Origin of the sequence: Cedecea selenatireducens (assembly GCF_042138895.1) — a bacterium.
Classification (GTDB): Bacteria; Pseudomonadota; Gammaproteobacteria; order Enterobacterales; family Enterobacteriaceae; genus Cedecea; species Cedecea selenatireducens.
This window is the reverse complement of record NZ_JBHIKW010000005.1, coordinates 29,771-45,092: the sequence shown is the minus strand read 5'-3', so window position 1 is coordinate 45,092 and position 15,322 is coordinate 29,771. Positions and strand designations below refer to the sequence as shown.

The window sequence follows — 15,322 nt, the reverse complement described above, 5'->3', positions numbered from 1 at the left end:
AGGTCACGATGAGTCAAAACGTTTATCAATTTATCGACTTGCAGCGCGTTGATCCGCCGAAGAAGCCGCTGAAGATCCGCAAAATTGAATTTGTGGAAATTTACGAGCCATTCTCTGAAGGGCAGGCCAAGGCGCAGGCCGACCGCTGTCTCTCCTGCGGCAACCCGTACTGTGAGTGGAAGTGTCCGGTTCACAACTACATTCCAAACTGGCTGAAACTGGCCAATGAGGGTCGCATCATTGAGGCAGCCGAGCTGTCTCACCAGACCAACAGCCTGCCGGAAGTATGCGGCCGCGTCTGTCCTCAGGACCGCCTTTGCGAAGGCTCCTGTACGCTAAACGACGAGTTCGGGGCGGTAACCATCGGCAACATCGAGCGCTATATCAACGATAAAGCGATTGAGATGGGCTGGAAACCGGATCTGACCGGCGTGAAGCAAACAGGTAAGCGCGTGGCTATTATCGGCGCAGGCCCTGCGGGGCTTGCCTGTGCGGACGTGCTGGCGCGTAACGGCGTGAAGGCGGTGGTTTACGACAGGCATCCAGAAATCGGCGGCCTGCTGACCTTCGGTATTCCGGCGTTCAAGCTGGAAAAAGAGGTGATGACCAAACGCCGCGAAATCTTCAGCGGGATGGGGATTGAATTCAAACTCAATACCGAAGTTGGCCGTGACGTACAGATGGACGAGCTGCTCAGCGAATATGACTCAGTGTTCCTGGGCGTCGGCACCTATCAGTCAATGCGTGGTGGTTTAGAGAATGAAGACGCGCCTGGCGTTTATGACGCCCTGCCGTTCCTCATCGCTAACACTAAGCAGATTATGGGCTTTGCTGAAACGGCTGAAGAGCCGTACATCAGCATGGAAGGCAAACGTGTCGTTGTGCTGGGCGGCGGTGATACCGCCATGGACTGTGTACGCACTTCCATCCGCCAGGGCGCAGGCCACGTAATTTGTGCCTACCGCCGTGACGAAGAGAACATGCCGGGCTCCAAACGCGAAGTGAAAAACGCGCGTGAAGAAGGCGTGGAGTTCCAGTTCAACCTGCAGCCACTGGGCGTTGAAATTAACGCTAACGGCCGCGTTTGTGGCGTGAAGGTTGCGCGTACCGAACTAAGCGCGCCAGATGCTCAAGGCCGCCGTCGTCCGGAAATCGTAGCCGGCTCTGAACACGTTCTGGCTGCCGATGCGGTCGTTATGGCGTTTGGCTTCCGCCCTCACAGCATGACGTGGCTGGAACAGCATAGCGTTGAGTTGGACAGCCAGGGTCGCATCATCGCGCCTGAAGGCAGTGAGAACGCTTTCCAGACCAGCAACCCGAAAATCTTCGCCGGTGGCGATGCCGTTCGCGGTTCCGATCTGGTGGTGACGGCCATTGCTGAAGGGCGCAAAGCCGCCGACGGGATCCTGAACTTCCTCGAGGTATAAGCGTTAAAACCTGGCGGCTTTGGTCGCCAGATTTAGCCGCCATCGCACCATAAAAAAAGCCAGTCTTTCGACTGGCTTTTTGTTATTTCACCACGCGCAGTGCGGGGCGACCACCGCGAGGCGGCGGCGGCGGATCGTCATCCGGGTTATTGTCGTCATCGCCGTGATCCGGGCGATCGCCATCAATAACCTGCATCACCGTTTCCGGTTCGCCTGCATCAGAGCGATCGTCGTTGTGGCTTTCAGCGTCTTCATCATAGCCCGCTTCTGGCTCAAACATCGTGCCTGCACCGTTCTCACGCGCATAGATAGCCAGAACGGCAGCCATTGGGACGTTCACCTGGCGCGGTACACCGCCGAAACGCGCGTTAAAGCGCACTTCGTCATTGGCCAACTCCAGGTTGCCCACGGCGCGCGGCGCGATGTTCAGCACAATTTGCCCGTCTCGCGCATACTCCATCGGCACCTGTACATCCGGCAGCGTAATATCTACCACCAGATGCGGAGTGAGCTGGTTATCCAGCAGCCACTCATAGAAGGCGCGCAACAGGTAAGGACGGCGCGGCGACAGCTGCGACATATCCATCACTTAGCCTCGAGTCTGCAGACGCATTTCGCGCTCAGGTTCGGTCAAAGAGGCGAGGAAGGAATCACGTTCGAAGACGCGGGTCATATACCCTTTCATCTCTTTAGAACCTGCGCCTGTCAGCTCAATGCCCATCTGCGGCAGACGCCACAGCAGCGGAGCCAGGTAGCAGTCTACCAGGCTGAACTCGTCGCTCAGGAAGAAAGGCTTCTGGGTGAACACCGGTGCGATGCTCAACAGCTCTTCACGCAGCTGCTTACGCGCCGCGTCCGCTTCCTGCGCGGAGCCTTTCATCACCACGTTCATCAGGGTGTACCAGTCTTTCTCAATGCGATGCATGTACAGACGGCTTTCACCACGTGCTACCGGGTAAACCGGCATCAAAGGTGGATGCGGGAAACGCTCATCAAGGTATTCCATGATGATGCGGGATTCCCACAGCGTCAGCTCGCGGTCAACCAGGGTCGGTACGCTGTGATTTGGGTTGAGGTCAATCAGATCCTGAGGCAGGTTATCCGTTTCCACATGCTCAATTTCAACGCTAACACCTTTCTCAGCCAGTACGATGCGCACCTGATGGCTGTAGATGTCAGTAGGACCGGAAAACAGCGTCATCACCGAACGTTTGTTGGCAGCGACAGCCATGAAAACCTCCAAGTTTATCCAGAAAATTACTGCTAATAGCCGCAAGCGGCGACTAACCTGACCGTTTATTACCCAATGCTTCGCCGGAGCACCGCTTACGCCTTAAAGCGTGGCGAAAACAACCTGATGCCGACATTTGGGCAGAAAATTGGTTGATAGTTTACCAGATTTTACCGGTTTTGTGGTGGTCACAGATTGAATTTGCCTAAAAGGCAAAGCATTTCAAAAAGTTAGAAGCAATAATATAAATTACGGGCATAAAAAAACCCGGTACGAAGACCGGGTTTTTGCCAATTGCCTTTCTGCGTAAGCAGAGAACAATTAACGTTTGGAGAACTGAGGACGACGACGTGCTTTACGCAGACCGACTTTCTTACGTTCAACCTGACGAGCATCACGGGTAACGAAGCCAGCTTTACGCAGCTCGGAACGCAGGGACTCATCATACTCCATCAGAGCGCGGGTGATACCGTGACGGATCGCACCAGCCTGACCAGAGATACCACCACCTTTAACGGTGATGTACAGATCCAGTTTCTCAACCATGTCGACCAGTTCCAGCGGCTGACGAACTACCATGCGGGCAGTTTCACGACCGAAGTACTGTTCCAGAGAACGTTGGTTGATAACGATTTTGCCGTTGCCCGGTTTGATAAACACGCGAGCTGCGGAACTTTTGCGGCGACCAGTGCCGTAGTATTGATTTTCAGCCATTGCCTATAATCCCGATTAAATGTCCAGAACTTGCGGTTGCTGTGCCGCGTGGTTGTGCTCGGTGCCCGCGTAAACTTTCAGTTTACGGAACATTGCACGACCCAGCGGGCCCTTTGGCAGCATGCCTTTAACCGCGATTTCAATCACACGCTCAGGACGGCGGGCAATCATCTCTTCAAAGGTCGCTTGTTTGATACCACCGATGTGGCCGGTGTGATGGTAGTACACTTTGTCAGTACGCTTGTTGCCGGTTACAGCAACTTTGTCAGCGTTCAGAACGATGATGTAATCACCAGTATCAACGTGCGGAGTGTATTCCGCTTTGTGCTTACCGCGCAGACGGCGAGCCAGTTCAGAAGCCAGACGACCTAAGGTCTTACCTTCAGCATCAACAACATACCAGTCGCGCTGTACAGTTTCTGGTTTAGCTGTAAAAGTTTTCATTAAAAGCTTACCCAATATATAGTTACACGTTGGTGAACACCCAAACGTTTAAAATCAGTTGAGGTTCACGCGACATTGTCCAGCAAACCTACCCCTTCGAATAGCCTATGCCGGCACGACAAAAGTTTTGGGAAAAAAACTTTGGTTGTAACGTGGGGTCGCAAGATTATAGAGAAGTCGCCCTCAAAGATCGACCACAATTTGTCGTTGATATCACATATTCATCTTTAGGGCAGATGAGCGCGGCGCAAATACTCTTCACTTTGCATTTCCTGCAGCCTGGAAAGGCAGCGCTGGAACTCAAATTTCAGCCTTTCCCCTTGATAAATATTGAATAGCTCAGTCTCTGCAGACACAACCAGCTTCACGTGGCGCTCGTAGAATTCGTCCACCAGAGCGATAAAGCGGCGTGCCTCACTTTCCATCAGCGGGGTCATCACCGGTACATTGAACAGCATGACGGTATGAAACTGACGAGAAAGCGCGATGTAATCATGCTGGCTGCGGGCGTCCACGCACAGCGTGGTAAAGTCGGCCGCCAGCGTCTGATTAGCCATGCCGAGCGTCGCCAGAGGACGGTGATTAATCTCCAGCACCGGGCCGCCCTCACGTTTAGCGCCCGCAAGCGCCGTATAAAGCTTCTCCATCTGCTGAGCAGACTCATCGTTAAGCGGCGAAAGCCAGAGATGCGCCTGGGTCAATGTCCTCAGACGATAGTCAATCCCGGCATCGACGTTCATCACATCGCAATAGCGTTTAATCGCTTCGATAGCCGGTAAGAAACGTGCGCGCTGGAGCCCATTGCGATACAAATCATCCGGCGGAATGTTCGACGTTGCCACCAGCGTGATACCGCGAGCAAAAAGCGCTTTCATTAATGTGCCAAGCAGCATCGCATCGGTGATGTCGGAGACAAAAAACTCATCAAAGCACAGCACGTCCGCCTCAGCTTTAAAACCGTCGGCAATAATTTCCAGCGGATCGGTGTGTCCCTGCTGCTGCGCCAGCTCCTCATGAACCCTAAGCATAAAACGGTGGAAGTGCAGCCGAAGCTTACGTTCTCCCGGCAGGCTCTGAAAAAACATATCCATCAGCCAGGTTTTACCACGCCCCACGCCTCCCCACATATACAGGCCACGCGCGGGCTCCTGCTCAGCCTGGGCCTCTTTTTTACCAAATAACTTGCCAAATGTACTCAGTAAACCGCCTGACGACACCGGCGTTGGCGCAGCGGACAACGCATGCCAGATAGCGTCCAGGCGCATAATCGCTTCGCGCTGTACTTCATCAGGTTGGAAGCTGCCTTCTGCCAGGGCCTGCTGGTAGCGCGATGCAGGAGAGAGATTTTGCATGGTATTTTATCTTCCCTTTATAATCGGATAGCCGTTCACTGCCATTTTCGAGCAGGTTGTCGAAAAAAAGGCCGTTCTACCCTAAGCGATGCTGCGTCAGGATTCCACTTCTCTTCGGTTAACGGTTATAGTGGCTACATTACCCTACGGAATCACAAGATAACGGGAGAAGTTCATGACTTGGGAATATGCGCTTATTGGGTTAGTGGTGGGCCTTATTATCGGCGCCGTAGCCATGCGTTTCGGCAACCGTAAGCTGCGCCAGCAGCAAGCTCTGCAGTATGAGCTGGAAAAGAACAAAGCGGAGCTTGAAGAGTACCGCGAAGAGTTAGTCAGCCACTTTGCCCGCAGCGCCGAGCTGCTGGACAACATGGCGCACGATTATCGCCAGCTTTATCAGCACATGGCAAAAAGCTCCAGCAGCCTGCTGCCGGAAATGACGGCGGAAGCCAATCCGTTCCGCAACCGTCTCGCCGAATCCGAAGCCGGTAACGATCAGGCTCCGGTTCAGATGCCGCGTGACTATTCAGACGGTGCTTCTGGTCTGCTGCGCGCCGGTGCAAAACGCGATTAATCCCTGTTTCAGATTTTTTCCGGGGCACGGTTCATGTGCCCCCCATCCTTCCCTGACCCAGCTATCATTTAATTGTCTTTTGCTTCCCTATTACGCCATTGTGAGTCGATTGATATTTCAATAACATCGATTGCGTTAGTGGGTATTCCTTTTTCCAGGTGACGAGAGCCAGCATCCAATGAAGAAACAAACACGGCTGTGGAGTGCATTAGCGTTAAGCGTCGGTCTGACGCTCGGCGTATCCCCTCTGGCGAACGCGTCACTGCCTTCCCAGGTTCCAGGCCAGCCGGCGTTGCCGAGCCTTGCGCCGATGCTGGAAAAAGTGCTGCCGGCGGTTGTCAGCGTAAGGGTAGAAGGTACCGCTTCGGCCTCAGGCCAGAAGGTGCCGGAAGAGTTCAAGAAATTCTACGGGGATGATGCGCCCTCCGACACGCCACAGCAATTCGAAGGCTTAGGTTCCGGCGTCATCATTAACGCCGCTAAAGGCTATGTCCTGACCAATAACCACGTGATCAACCAGGCCCAAAAAATTAGCGTGCAGCTGAACGACGGGCGTGAGTTTGATGCCAAACTTATCGGCGGAGACGATCAGAGCGATATCGCTCTGATTCAGCTGCAGAATGCTTCAGGGCTGACCGAAATCAAAGTTGCCGACTCTGACAAGCTCAAAGTGGGCGACTTTGCCGTTGCGGTAGGAAACCCCTTTGGCCTGGGCCAAACAGCAACCTCCGGTATTGTTTCTGCGCTGGGCCGCAGCGGGCTTAATCTCGAAGGCCTGGAGAACTTTATTCAGACCGACGCCTCAATCAACCGCGGAAACTCCGGCGGCGCGCTGCTGAACCTGAACGGTGAACTGATTGGCATTAACACCGCTATTCTTGCCCCAAGCGGCGGCAGCGTAGGGATTGGTTTCGCCATCCCCAGCAATATGGCGCAAACCCTCGCCAAACAGCTGATGGAGTTTGGTGAAATCAAACGCGGCCTACTGGGCATTAAAGGCATGGAGATGAACTCTGACATCGCCAAAGCCTTTAACCTTTCAACCCAGCGCGGCGCGTTTGTCAGTGAAGTACTCCCGCAGTCAGGTTCAGCAAAAGCTGGCGTCAAAGCCGGGGATATCATCACCAGCCTGAACGGTAACCCGCTGAACAGTTTTGCCGAACTGAGGGCTAAAATTGCCACAACTGAGCCTGGCACCGTTGTTAAGCTGGGCCTGCTGCGAGACGGCAAGCCGCTGGAAGTTAGCGTGACGCTGGATAAGAGCACCGCCTCTTCGGCCAGCGCTGAAATGATCCTGCCTGCGCTGCAAGGGGCCACCCTTAGCGATGGGCAGCTGAAAGACGGCGGCAAAGGCATTCATCTGGATAACGTGGATAAAGGTACGCCCGCCGCTCAGGTTGGCCTGCATAAAGACGATGTAATTATCGGCATTAACCGCGAGCGTATCCATACCATCGCCGAAATGCGTAAAGTGCTTGAAGCCAAACCCGCGGTCATTGCGCTGCATGTTGTTCGCGGCGAACAGAGCCTCTATTTGCTGTTGCGTTAACGGAAGCAGAGAAACGGACATCGTCTGTACGATGTCCGTTCAACTCATGCTATTCTGCGGTCGATCTCTCACTCATTAACTCAAACTCATGTTTCTAAAGATCTTACGTTCGGTGGTCATTGGGCTGATTGTTGCGGGGCTGCTGCTGCTCGCGATGCCGTCATTACGCAAAGCCATTGGTCCGCTTGCGCCTGCGCAATATGACAGCGCAGACGAAACGCCGATGAGCTTTAATCCGGCGGTACGTCGTGCTGCCCCGGCTGTGGTCAACGTGTACAACCGCAGCGTCGGCAATAACGGTCAGAACCAGCTCCAAATCAAGACACTCGGCTCTGGCGTTATCATGGATGGGCGGGGCTACATCATCACCAACAAGCACGTCATTAATGATGCAGAGCAGATCATCGTCGCTCTCCAGGATGGACGGGTATTTGAAGCACTGCTCATTGGCTCCGATAGCCTGACCGACCTCGCGGTGCTGAAAATCAACGCCACCAACCTGCCGATTATTCCTATTAATGGCAAACGTCAGCCGCATATTGGCGATGTCGTGATGGCTATTGGTAATCCCTACAACCTCGGGCAGACGGTGACTCAGGGCATTATCAGCGCCACCGGCCGCATTGGCCTGAGCCCTTCGGGTCGCCAGTCGTTCTTACAGACCGATGCCTCCATTAACCGCGGTAACTCTGGCGGGGCGCTGGTGAACTCTCTGGGCGAGCTGATGGGCATCAACACGCTGTCGTTTGACAAGAGCAATGACGGCGAGACGCCGGAAGGGATTGGCTTTGCGATACCGACCCAGTTAGCGACCAAGATAATGGATAAGCTGATCCGCGATGGCCGGGTGATTCGTGGCTACATCGGTATTGGCGGCAGAGAAATTACCCCGCTGCACGGCCCATCAACCGGCATCGATCAGCTGCAGGGGATTATCGTCAATGCGGTATCACCGGACGGTCCGGCCGCACTCGCGGGCATTCAGGTGAATGACGTGATTATTTCGGTAAACCACAAGCCTGCCGTCTCCGCGCTGGAAACGATGGACCAGGTGGCGGAAATTCGTCCAGGCTCCGTGATTCCGGTAGAAGTCATGCGTGAAGATAAAAAGCTCACGCTGCAGGTCACGGTCCAGGAATACCCCGCCGGTGGCTAAACGGCAGGCATAAAAAAACCGGAACCTGAGTTCCGGTTTTTTTTATCCAGGGGCAGTTACTTAACGAACTCTTCGCCCAGTTGGATATCTTTCTTCAGGGTATCCAGCATGCCTTCCATCGCGTTTTTCTCAAACGCGCTGAGGGTGCCGATAGCTTTACGCTCAACGATACCGTTTTTACCCAACAGCAGCGGCTGAGAGAAGAAACGTGCGTGCTCGCCGTCACCTTCAACGTAAGCGCATTCAACAACGTTGCTTTCGCCCTTAAGAGCGCGAACCAGAGACAGGCCAAAACGAGCCGCAGCCTGGCCCATAGACAGCGTTGCAGACCCGCCGCCGGCTTTCGCTTCAACCACTTCGGTACCCGCATTCTGGATGCGTTTAGTCAGGTCAGCAACTTCCTGCTCGGTGAAGCTCACGCCAGGGATCTGGGACAGCAGCGGCAGAATGGTCACGCCAGAGTGGCCGCCAATAACCGGCACTTCGATATCCGTAGGCTGTTTGCCTTTCAGCTCGGCAACAAAGGTGTTGGAGCGGATGATATCCAGCGTCGTGACGCCGAACAGTTTGTTCTTATCGTAGACACCCGCTTTTTTCAGCACTTCTGCTGCAATAGCAACGGTGGTGTTAACCGGGTTAGTGATAATACCGATGCAGGCTTTAGGTGCGGTTTTCGCAACTTGCTCGATCAGGTTCTTCACGATGCCGGCATTCACGTTGAACAGGTCGGAGCGATCCATACCTGGTTTACGCGCTACGCCCGCGGAGATAAGCACCACGTCTGCGCCAACCAGCGCCGGGGTTGCATCTTCGCCGGAGAAACCTTTGATTTTCACGTCAGTCGGGATATGACTCAGATCCACCGCAACCCCTGGGGTTACTGGCGCAATGTCATACAGAGAGAGTTCTGAGCCTGAAGGCAGTTGGGTCTTAAGTAGAAGGGCAAGCGCCTGGCCGATACCGCCAGCTGCGCCGAGGACTGCAACTTTCATCCTAAACTCCTTATTATGGTTAGCAAAATCGTGCCGTAACTCCATGCGGTGGCGACCATAATCCAGAGAGGAGATAATTACAATCTTCCCGCCGCCAGATTGCGAGATAAAGCAATACTCGACCGCGTTGCTGCATTTACTCGCCGGGAGGAACGACGCCATAGCGCCCGGTCACGACCTGATGTGGTTACATCAACGGCGGTTACATTACCCCTCTGCGCACACCAAAACAACATCATTTTGATAACATTTAGTTTACTTTGAGGCTTATTTGCGAGTCGTGACGCAAGCATGTTCGCCGATAACGAAATTTGATAAAATCGCCCGCTTTCATAACATTATTTCAGGCTGTTTTCCGCCAGATGCTTCTCCCACCCTTTTCAGGCAACCGTAAATCCGGGCCTTGAAGGAAGATGAACAATTTGCATAATAATTCATTTAAATGCATAATAATGTTATCTCTTTTACCCAGGATAGGTTATTTATGCGTAACTCCTCAAAACAAGAAGAATTAGTAAAGGCTTTCAAAGCATTACTTAAAGAAGAGAAATTCAGCTCACAGGGTGAGATAGTCCAGGCGTTACAAAACGAAGGCTTTGAAAACATCAACCAGTCCAAGGTTTCCCGCATGCTGACCAAATTCGGCGCGGTAAGAACCCGTAATGCAAAAATGGAAATGGTCTACTGCCTTCCGGCCGAGCTGGGCGTGCCAACCACCTCCAGCCCGCTAAAAAACCTGGTACTGGACATCGACTACAATGATGCGGTCGTGGTCATTCACACAAGTCCAGGCGCGGCTCAGCTCATCGCTCGCCTGCTGGACTCTCTGGGTAAAGCAGAAGGTATTCTTGGCACCATCGCCGGGGACGACACTATCTTCACCACTCCTGCCAGCGACTTCACCGTTAAAGAGCTTTACGAAGCCATTCTGGTACTGTTCGAACAAGAGCTTTAATTCCTCATCTTCTCTCACCCGTCATACCTTATGGCGGGTGCGCTCCCCCAAATTCGGTAATCTTCCGCTAACAAACCTCAATCCAGCGTATGGAATGGCTTCAATAACATTCTATAGGGCATTGTTCTGTGTGCTACCGCACAAATAGTTAAATTCACCCATATATATGATTTTACTTATATTTAACAAAAACGGCGTGATAAAAACGTCTTTTTTATAACTCATAGTAATAAAAAATCGTCCCATTAATTTAAAGTTGCATAGGCAACAATTAGCAGGGTATTAATTTTTTCCGTAACTAGTGTATACTTAATTTCGTGATGAGGGTCACAGAACGATGGCCCAACCAAAAGAATACGACGAGGAAAGAAATCATGAACATGAAAGCAACTTTAGTTACCGCCAGCCTGCTCTCCGCCCTGTCATTCGGCGTTTTCGCCGCTGACTCTATCAACGCTCAGCAGGCGCAAGACCGCCAGTCACTGGGGACCGTTTCGGTCGATGACATCGGCAGTTCTCCAATGGATATGCACGAAATGCTGAACCAGAAAGCTGAACAAAACGGCGCTACTGCTTACCGCGTTATCGAAGCTCGCACCGGCGGACACTGGCATGCAACGGCTGAACTGTACAAATAATCGTTCTTAGCCATAAGCCAGTTGAATAGATGTCGTTAGAAACGTTATGCCTCGGCGGCCCTAAGTAGAATAAATGCCAGTAAGCCCTTCCGGCCGCCACGTTAAACCTTCAGGAGTAAAGACTATGAAAACCAAATTAACTATCGCCGCACTGAGCCTGTTGTCCGTTATCTCTTTAGGCGCTAACGCCGCAGCTCACCAGGTCAACAATGAACAAGCTCAGGGTATGCAGTCCATGGGCTCTATTTCAGTCAGCCAGGTTGGCAGCGCGCCAATGGATATGCGTCAAGAATTGTCCCAGAAAGCCACTGAACAAGGTGCCTCTGCTTACCGTATTACCGAAGCTCGTTCCGGCGATACCTGGCACGCAACAGCAGAGCTGTACAAATAAACCCTCGTCGTACTTGTCCTACGACCTTGCCCCCGATCGCTGGGGGCTTTTTTATGCCTGCGCCTTACGCATTAGCCGTGGATATTAAAGCGAAGCTGGCCCTCCAGCTCCTCTTCAGCCTCGTCAAACAGCAGGATGAGTGCGCCGAATCTGCGCCGTTTGCTCTCCGGTAAATGCGCAAACTCGATCTCGACGGGAAGCGGCAGCATTGACGCCGTGACCACTTCCCACAGGCTATCCAGGTCATGGACCTGCTCCTTACGCAAAGCGAGCTGCTCCGCAAACTGGCGATAGAAAGCAGGGTTGTCGTCGATGTGGCTAAAATCAAAAGTAAATTTTTTCATCGCTGCCGTCCTGACCCTTTAAAGCAAGCGGTGGGGCTAAAGCCCGCCAATGTGTAACGTTTTCACTTCCAGGAACTCTTCCAGCCCCAGCACGGAACCTTCACGCCCTAACCCGGACTCTTTCACCCCGCCGAATGGCCCAAGCTCCGTTGAGACAGCGCATTCATTTATCCCAACCATGCCACTTTCCAGCGCCTGTGAGACGCGGAATACGCGCTGTAAGTTCTGGGTGTAGAAATAAGCCGCAAGCCCAAATGGCGTATTGTTCGCCCGCTCGATAACTTCCTCTTCCGTTTTAAAGCTAAAGCAGGCCGCCAGCGGGCCAAATGTCTCTTCCTTAGCCAGCTTCATCTCGTCATTAGCGTCGATGATGACCGTAGGCTGCCAAAAGTTGCCGCCGAGCTGGTGAGGTTTACCACCGACAAGCGCCTTACCGCCTTTTGCCAGCGCGTCCTCCACGTGTTCACGCACCTTATCTACCGCGGACGACTCAATCAGCGGCCCCACGACAACGCCGTCTTCCAGGCCATTGCCCACCTTCAGTTTTTTGACCTCTTCCGCAAGCTTATTCACAAAGCTGTCGTACACGCCCTGCTGGATAAAGAAGCGGTTAACGCTGACGCAGACCTGGCCCGCATTGCGGAACTTGTTGGCAATGGCTCCCTTCACCGCAGCGTCGATATCGGCATCATCAAACACGATATAAGGCGCATTGCCCCCCAGCTCCATCGACACTTTCTTCATTGTTTCCGCAGCGTTACGCATCAGCGTTTTGCCCACCGCCGTTGAACCTGTAAAGGAGATTTTGCGCACCTGCTGGCTGGCCATAATGGCATCGCTGATTTCCTGCGTGTTCCCTGCCACCGCGTTAAGTACACCTTTCGGCACGCCTGCCTGCGTTGCCAGCTCCAGCAGCGCAAAGGCGGAAAGAGGCGTGTTATTGGCAGGTTTTATCACTCCGGTACAGCCCGCGGCCAGAGCGGGTCCGAGCTTGCGGGTCAGCATAGCCATGGGGAAATTCCACGGCGTGATCGCCGCCACAACGCCGACAGGTTCGCGCGTGGCCAGGATGCGAGAGCCAGGCCTGGCCGGAGGAATAACTTCACCGTTCGCACGTTTGGCCTGTTCAGCAAACCATTGAATGAAGCTTGCCGCATAGTCGACTTCACCTTCGGCCTCTTTGAGCGGCTTTCCCTGCTCAAGAGTCATCAGCCTGGCGAGCCAGCTTTTGTTTTTCAGAATGAGTTCAAACCAGCGATAGAGGATTTCAGAGCGCTGTTTGGCGGTTTTCTCCCGCCAGGCGGGGAACGCTTTACTGGCGGCAGCAATCGCGGCTTCGGCTTCGTGCTTGCCTGCCTTCGCCACTTTAGCCACCACTTCTCCCGTCGCAGGATTCAGCACATCAAAGGTTTCACCGAGCGTGTGCCACTTGCCGTCTACCAGATATCCGGTTTTGAAGAGCTCACTTTGCTGGAGGGGTTCATTCGTCATAATTTCTCCTGTTGTTAAGTGTTCATCCCAGTAACCGCAGTTAAGTATAGATAGAAAAAAGCCGACGCAGGCGTCGGCTCTCAGTGCAAGGGTTGGGCTCAGGCGTTAATTAGCGTGTGCCGATAGCGGTGCAAAATGTCCGCCAGCCGCTTCACCGGCTCGGTGACCTGCAGCGGAGCTTCCCACAGACGAAGCTTCTCTTGATAGATTTCAAGCTCGCCTAAAAGCCTTTGGTAATAGAGCTCTCGCTTATCATCGCTGTTAGCAGAAATAACTTTATCAGCCGTTTTACGCAGCTGTCGGTGGAAGGCAGAAAGATCGTCATTCACCGGGATAGGCGCATCCCGCAGGCGCTGATGAGCGATTATCAGGGTCAGCGCCAGGCGATAACGATCGATGTCGCCGGGGAACATATTCAGCAGTAAAAACAGCTGCTGATACAGCGCGGGCAGATGGTTCTCTTTGCGGCGAGCGTTATTGGTCGTCAGCGCCGAAACGGCAGCAGAGACAAACTGATTCAGCAGCGTACGGCCGGTTCGCTCTTTGGAATTATCGCGGATCAGCAGGATCACCATCATCGCCAGGAAGCAGCCGACGATCTGCCCCAGCGCGCTGTCCAGGAATGTGCTGAAATGGAAAGTCATCGGGTTATCCAGCACGATGATGTTGATCGTCCCGGCCAACGCCCCCATTGAACCCAATCGCCGTTTTTGTACCTCAATCCCCATGAAGAAGCCGAGCAGGGCAAGGCTGACGCACAGCAACAGCATACTTTGCTGAGTCGACGGCAGAATAACCAGGAAGTAAAACGCCCCCAGCGGCAGCGCCACCAGCATGCCGTAAAGGAAGTCGAGCGAAACCATCCGCGGGTTAGGCAGGCGCATCGCCAGCGCGGTAACCACCGCAATCATCACCATGGCACCGCTGCCGGACGTCCAGCCGGTCCACAGCCAGAACAGACTTCCGAGCACGCACGAAATCGTCGTACGCCAGAAGTTAATCATCGCGTGGTGGCCTTCGGCGGATTCTACCTTCACCACAGCCTCGCCGTTCAGCACTTCCTCTTCAATCGCGCTGACCCGGGTATTACTGATAAAGCCTCGCTTCAGCAGCAGAAAACGGGTAGAGGCCGAAACCCAGGAGCCAATGGTAACCGGCGTGGCCTTTTCGCCCATCACGGAAATCGCCCTGCGCAACACCTTCATGCGCTTATAAACGTCGTCGGCGGTTTCCACTTCGGCGGCGAAAAGCTGTCGAAATTCCGGCGTGACGTATTCCGGTCGGGTGTTCTGAATGAGGAACGTTTCACAGGCCTGAGTGATCATCGTCAGCGAAAGCGTATTAATCGCTTTCAGGCGGCGATTGGCCTTCGACCAGCGGGCAGACTCCATATTCAGGTTGGCGCGCATTCCGTTGAGCGCGGTCACCTTACGCACCAGCCCGCTCCAGGCTTTATCGACCTCTTCTTTCTCTCCGTGGGCAATACAAAGCTGCATCAGGCGGTACTGATCCACCAGCAGGTTGTCCAGCTCCCGGTCTATCTCCTGCTTGATCGAGCGCGGCGAGAACAGCAGGTCAGCGACGATGGCACAGACAATCCCGATGACGATTTCGCTGCAGCGCTCAACGGCAAACTGCGGCGTAGTCAGCGGAGCAACCTGGATAGTGACCACGATAATCAGCGCGGTGTAGCCAGCGAGCCCCCAGGCGTAAGAGTTTTCGACGCGAACAAGCGAAGAGATCCAGGTGCAGAATCCGGCCCAGATACAGCACACCAGCAGCATAACGACCGGCGCACGAATCAGGGTAATGATGATAACCAGCGCGGCAGCACAGCCGATAAACGTCCCGATAATACGCAGCATCCCGCGGTAGCGTATCGCCCCGGAATAGGGCTCCCCGCCGGCGGCAAAGGCGGGCCCGGCTGCAACAATGGCGGCGGTCAGCACCGCCCAACGCGGCGTTTCCAGCTCAAAATGGAAGCCGACAAACACCGCCAGCACGATGGCAAAGGCGAGCTTTATCGCAAAGCGGAGGTGAAGCCTGGAAATGTTATACATAGCG

General features: G+C 53.8%; 16 protein-coding genes. 7 read left to right on the top strand and 9 right to left on the bottom strand.

Annotation, left to right across the window (positions count from 1 at the left end):
• The first annotated feature begins 8 nt into the window (after positions 1-8).
• On the top strand, positions 9-1,427 hold the full coding sequence (locus ACE38U_RS09850; protein WP_038478399.1) for a glutamate synthase small subunit: 1,419 nt from the start codon (positions 9-11) through the stop codon (positions 1,425-1,427).
• An 82-nt stretch (positions 1,428-1,509) separates the two neighbouring features.
• On the opposite strand, the gene sspB is transcribed toward ACE38U_RS09850, so the two are convergent.
• The 5 genes from sspB to zapE all read right to left on the bottom strand — a co-directional run bounded on the left by sspB (position 1,510) and on the right by zapE (position 5,168).
• Positions 1,510-2,013 (bottom strand): ClpXP protease specificity-enhancing factor, encoded by a 504-nt coding sequence (sspB, locus tag ACE38U_RS09845; protein ID WP_038478396.1) that lies wholly within the window; start codon positions 2,011-2,013, stop codon positions 1,510-1,512.
• Between the two features lie 3 nt (positions 2,014-2,016).
• On the bottom strand, positions 2,017-2,658 hold the full coding sequence (gene sspA / locus ACE38U_RS09840) for a stringent starvation protein SspA (protein WP_038478394.1): 642 nt from the start codon (positions 2,656-2,658) through the stop codon (positions 2,017-2,019).
• Positions 2,659-2,979: 321 nt separating this feature from the next.
• Positions 2,980-3,372, bottom strand: coding sequence for a 30S ribosomal protein S9 (rpsI, locus tag ACE38U_RS09835; protein ID WP_000829818.1), 393 nt, complete (start codon positions 3,370-3,372; stop codon positions 2,980-2,982).
• Positions 3,373-3,387: 15 nt separating this feature from the next.
• On the bottom strand, positions 3,388-3,816 hold the full coding sequence (gene rplM / locus ACE38U_RS09830) for a 50S ribosomal protein L13 (RefSeq protein WP_038478381.1): 429 nt from the start codon (positions 3,814-3,816) through the stop codon (positions 3,388-3,390).
• A 227-nt stretch (positions 3,817-4,043) separates the two neighbouring features.
• Positions 4,044-5,168: a cell division protein ZapE gene (zapE, locus tag ACE38U_RS09825; RefSeq protein WP_375529662.1), complete on the bottom strand. Its 1,125-nt coding sequence runs from the start codon at positions 5,166-5,168 to the stop codon at positions 4,044-4,046.
• Positions 5,169-5,343: 175 nt separating this feature from the next.
• Here zapE and zapG point away from each other — a divergent pair, with 175 nt between their 5' ends.
• The 3 genes from zapG (at position 5,344) to degS (ending at position 8,447) form a co-directional block, all read left to right on the top strand.
• A complete protein-coding gene (gene zapG / locus ACE38U_RS09820) occupies positions 5,344-5,742 on the top strand; it encodes a Z-ring associated protein ZapG (protein WP_008454880.1) in 399 nt (132 codons plus the stop codon).
• Positions 5,743-5,920: 178 nt separating this feature from the next.
• Positions 5,921-7,291, top strand: a complete 1,371-nt coding sequence (gene degQ / locus ACE38U_RS09815; RefSeq protein ID WP_375529661.1) for a serine endoprotease DegQ — start codon at positions 5,921-5,923, stop codon at positions 7,289-7,291.
• A gap of 88 nt (positions 7,292-7,379) precedes the next feature.
• Positions 7,380-8,447: an outer membrane-stress sensor serine endopeptidase DegS gene (gene degS / locus ACE38U_RS09810; protein ID WP_038478373.1), complete on the top strand. Its 1,068-nt coding sequence runs from the start codon at positions 7,380-7,382 to the stop codon at positions 8,445-8,447.
• Positions 8,448-8,503: 56 nt separating this feature from the next.
• Here the strand turns inward: degS and mdh are convergent, their stop codons facing one another.
• Positions 8,504-9,439 (bottom strand): malate dehydrogenase, encoded by a 936-nt coding sequence (mdh, locus tag ACE38U_RS09805; protein WP_008454883.1) that lies wholly within the window; start codon positions 9,437-9,439, stop codon positions 8,504-8,506.
• A 484-nt stretch (positions 9,440-9,923) separates the two neighbouring features.
• Here mdh and argR point away from each other — a divergent pair, with 484 nt between their 5' ends.
• From argR to yhcN (ACE38U_RS09790), 3 genes are all read left to right on the top strand, one after another.
• Complete coding sequence (argR, locus tag ACE38U_RS09800; protein ID WP_038478370.1) at positions 9,924-10,394, top strand: transcriptional regulator ArgR; 471 nt, start codon at positions 9,924-9,926, stop codon at positions 10,392-10,394.
• A 374-nt stretch (positions 10,395-10,768) separates the two neighbouring features.
• Entirely contained in the window at positions 10,769-11,032 is a 264-nt protein-coding gene (gene yhcN / locus ACE38U_RS09795; protein ID WP_176981497.1) for a peroxide/acid stress response protein YhcN, read from the top strand.
• Positions 11,033-11,156: 124 nt separating this feature from the next.
• Positions 11,157-11,423: a peroxide/acid stress response protein YhcN gene (yhcN, locus tag ACE38U_RS09790; RefSeq protein WP_038478364.1), complete on the top strand. Its 267-nt coding sequence runs from the start codon at positions 11,157-11,159 to the stop codon at positions 11,421-11,423.
• A gap of 71 nt (positions 11,424-11,494) precedes the next feature.
• Here yhcN (ACE38U_RS09790) and ACE38U_RS09785 read toward each other — a convergent pair whose 3' ends face one another.
• From ACE38U_RS09785 to aaeB, 3 genes are all read right to left on the bottom strand, one after another.
• Positions 11,495-11,767 carry a barstar family protein gene (locus tag ACE38U_RS09785; RefSeq protein ID WP_038478361.1) on the bottom strand — a complete coding sequence of 91 codons (273 nt, stop codon included), beginning with the start codon at positions 11,765-11,767 and terminating at the stop codon, positions 11,495-11,497.
• Positions 11,768-11,803: 36 nt separating this feature from the next.
• The gene (locus tag ACE38U_RS09780; protein WP_375529660.1) at positions 11,804-13,258 is read right to left on the bottom strand and encodes an NAD-dependent succinate-semialdehyde dehydrogenase; all 1,455 of its coding nucleotides are present in this window, start codon (positions 13,256-13,258) and stop codon (positions 11,804-11,806) included.
• Between the two features lie 98 nt (positions 13,259-13,356).
• Complete coding sequence (aaeB, locus tag ACE38U_RS09775; RefSeq protein ID WP_176981495.1) at positions 13,357-15,318, bottom strand: p-hydroxybenzoic acid efflux pump subunit AaeB; 1,962 nt, start codon at positions 15,316-15,318, stop codon at positions 13,357-13,359.
• Positions 15,319-15,322: the final 4 nt, after the last annotated feature.

What these genes read in the sequence shown, in the direction of transcription:
- ACE38U_RS09850 (WP_038478399.1), top strand. Translation starts at nt 9, where the DNA reads ATGAGTCAAAACGTTTATCAATTTATCGACTTGCAGCGCGTTGATCCG.
- sspB (WP_038478396.1), bottom strand. Translation starts at nt 2,013, where the DNA reads ATGGATATGTCGCAGCTGTCGCCGCGCCGTCCTTACCTGTTGCGCGCC.
- sspA (WP_038478394.1), bottom strand. Translation starts at nt 2,658, where the DNA reads ATGGCTGTCGCTGCCAACAAACGTTCGGTGATGACGCTGTTTTCCGGT.
- rpsI (WP_000829818.1), bottom strand. Translation starts at nt 3,372, where the DNA reads ATGGCTGAAAATCAATACTACGGCACTGGTCGCCGCAAAAGTTCCGCA.
- rplM (WP_038478381.1), bottom strand. Translation starts at nt 3,816, where the DNA reads ATGAAAACTTTTACAGCTAAACCAGAAACTGTACAGCGCGACTGGTAT.
- zapE (WP_375529662.1), bottom strand. Translation starts at nt 5,168, where the DNA reads ATGCAAAATCTCTCTCCTGCATCGCGCTACCAGCAGGCCCTGGCAGAA.
- zapG (WP_008454880.1), top strand. Translation starts at nt 5,344, where the DNA reads ATGACTTGGGAATATGCGCTTATTGGGTTAGTGGTGGGCCTTATTATC.
- degQ (WP_375529661.1), top strand. Translation starts at nt 5,921, where the DNA reads ATGAAGAAACAAACACGGCTGTGGAGTGCATTAGCGTTAAGCGTCGGT.
- degS (WP_038478373.1), top strand. Translation starts at nt 7,380, where the DNA reads ATGTTTCTAAAGATCTTACGTTCGGTGGTCATTGGGCTGATTGTTGCG.
- mdh (WP_008454883.1), bottom strand. Translation starts at nt 9,439, where the DNA reads ATGAAAGTTGCAGTCCTCGGCGCAGCTGGCGGTATCGGCCAGGCGCTT.
- argR (WP_038478370.1), top strand. Translation starts at nt 9,924, where the DNA reads ATGCGTAACTCCTCAAAACAAGAAGAATTAGTAAAGGCTTTCAAAGCA.
- yhcN (WP_176981497.1), top strand. Translation starts at nt 10,769, where the DNA reads ATGAACATGAAAGCAACTTTAGTTACCGCCAGCCTGCTCTCCGCCCTG.
- yhcN (WP_038478364.1), top strand. Translation starts at nt 11,157, where the DNA reads ATGAAAACCAAATTAACTATCGCCGCACTGAGCCTGTTGTCCGTTATC.
- ACE38U_RS09785 (WP_038478361.1), bottom strand. Translation starts at nt 11,767, where the DNA reads ATGAAAAAATTTACTTTTGATTTTAGCCACATCGACGACAACCCTGCT.
- ACE38U_RS09780 (WP_375529660.1), bottom strand. Translation starts at nt 13,258, where the DNA reads ATGACGAATGAACCCCTCCAGCAAAGTGAGCTCTTCAAAACCGGATAT.
- aaeB (WP_176981495.1), bottom strand. Translation starts at nt 15,318, where the DNA reads ATGTATAACATTTCCAGGCTTCACCTCCGCTTTGCGATAAAGCTCGCC.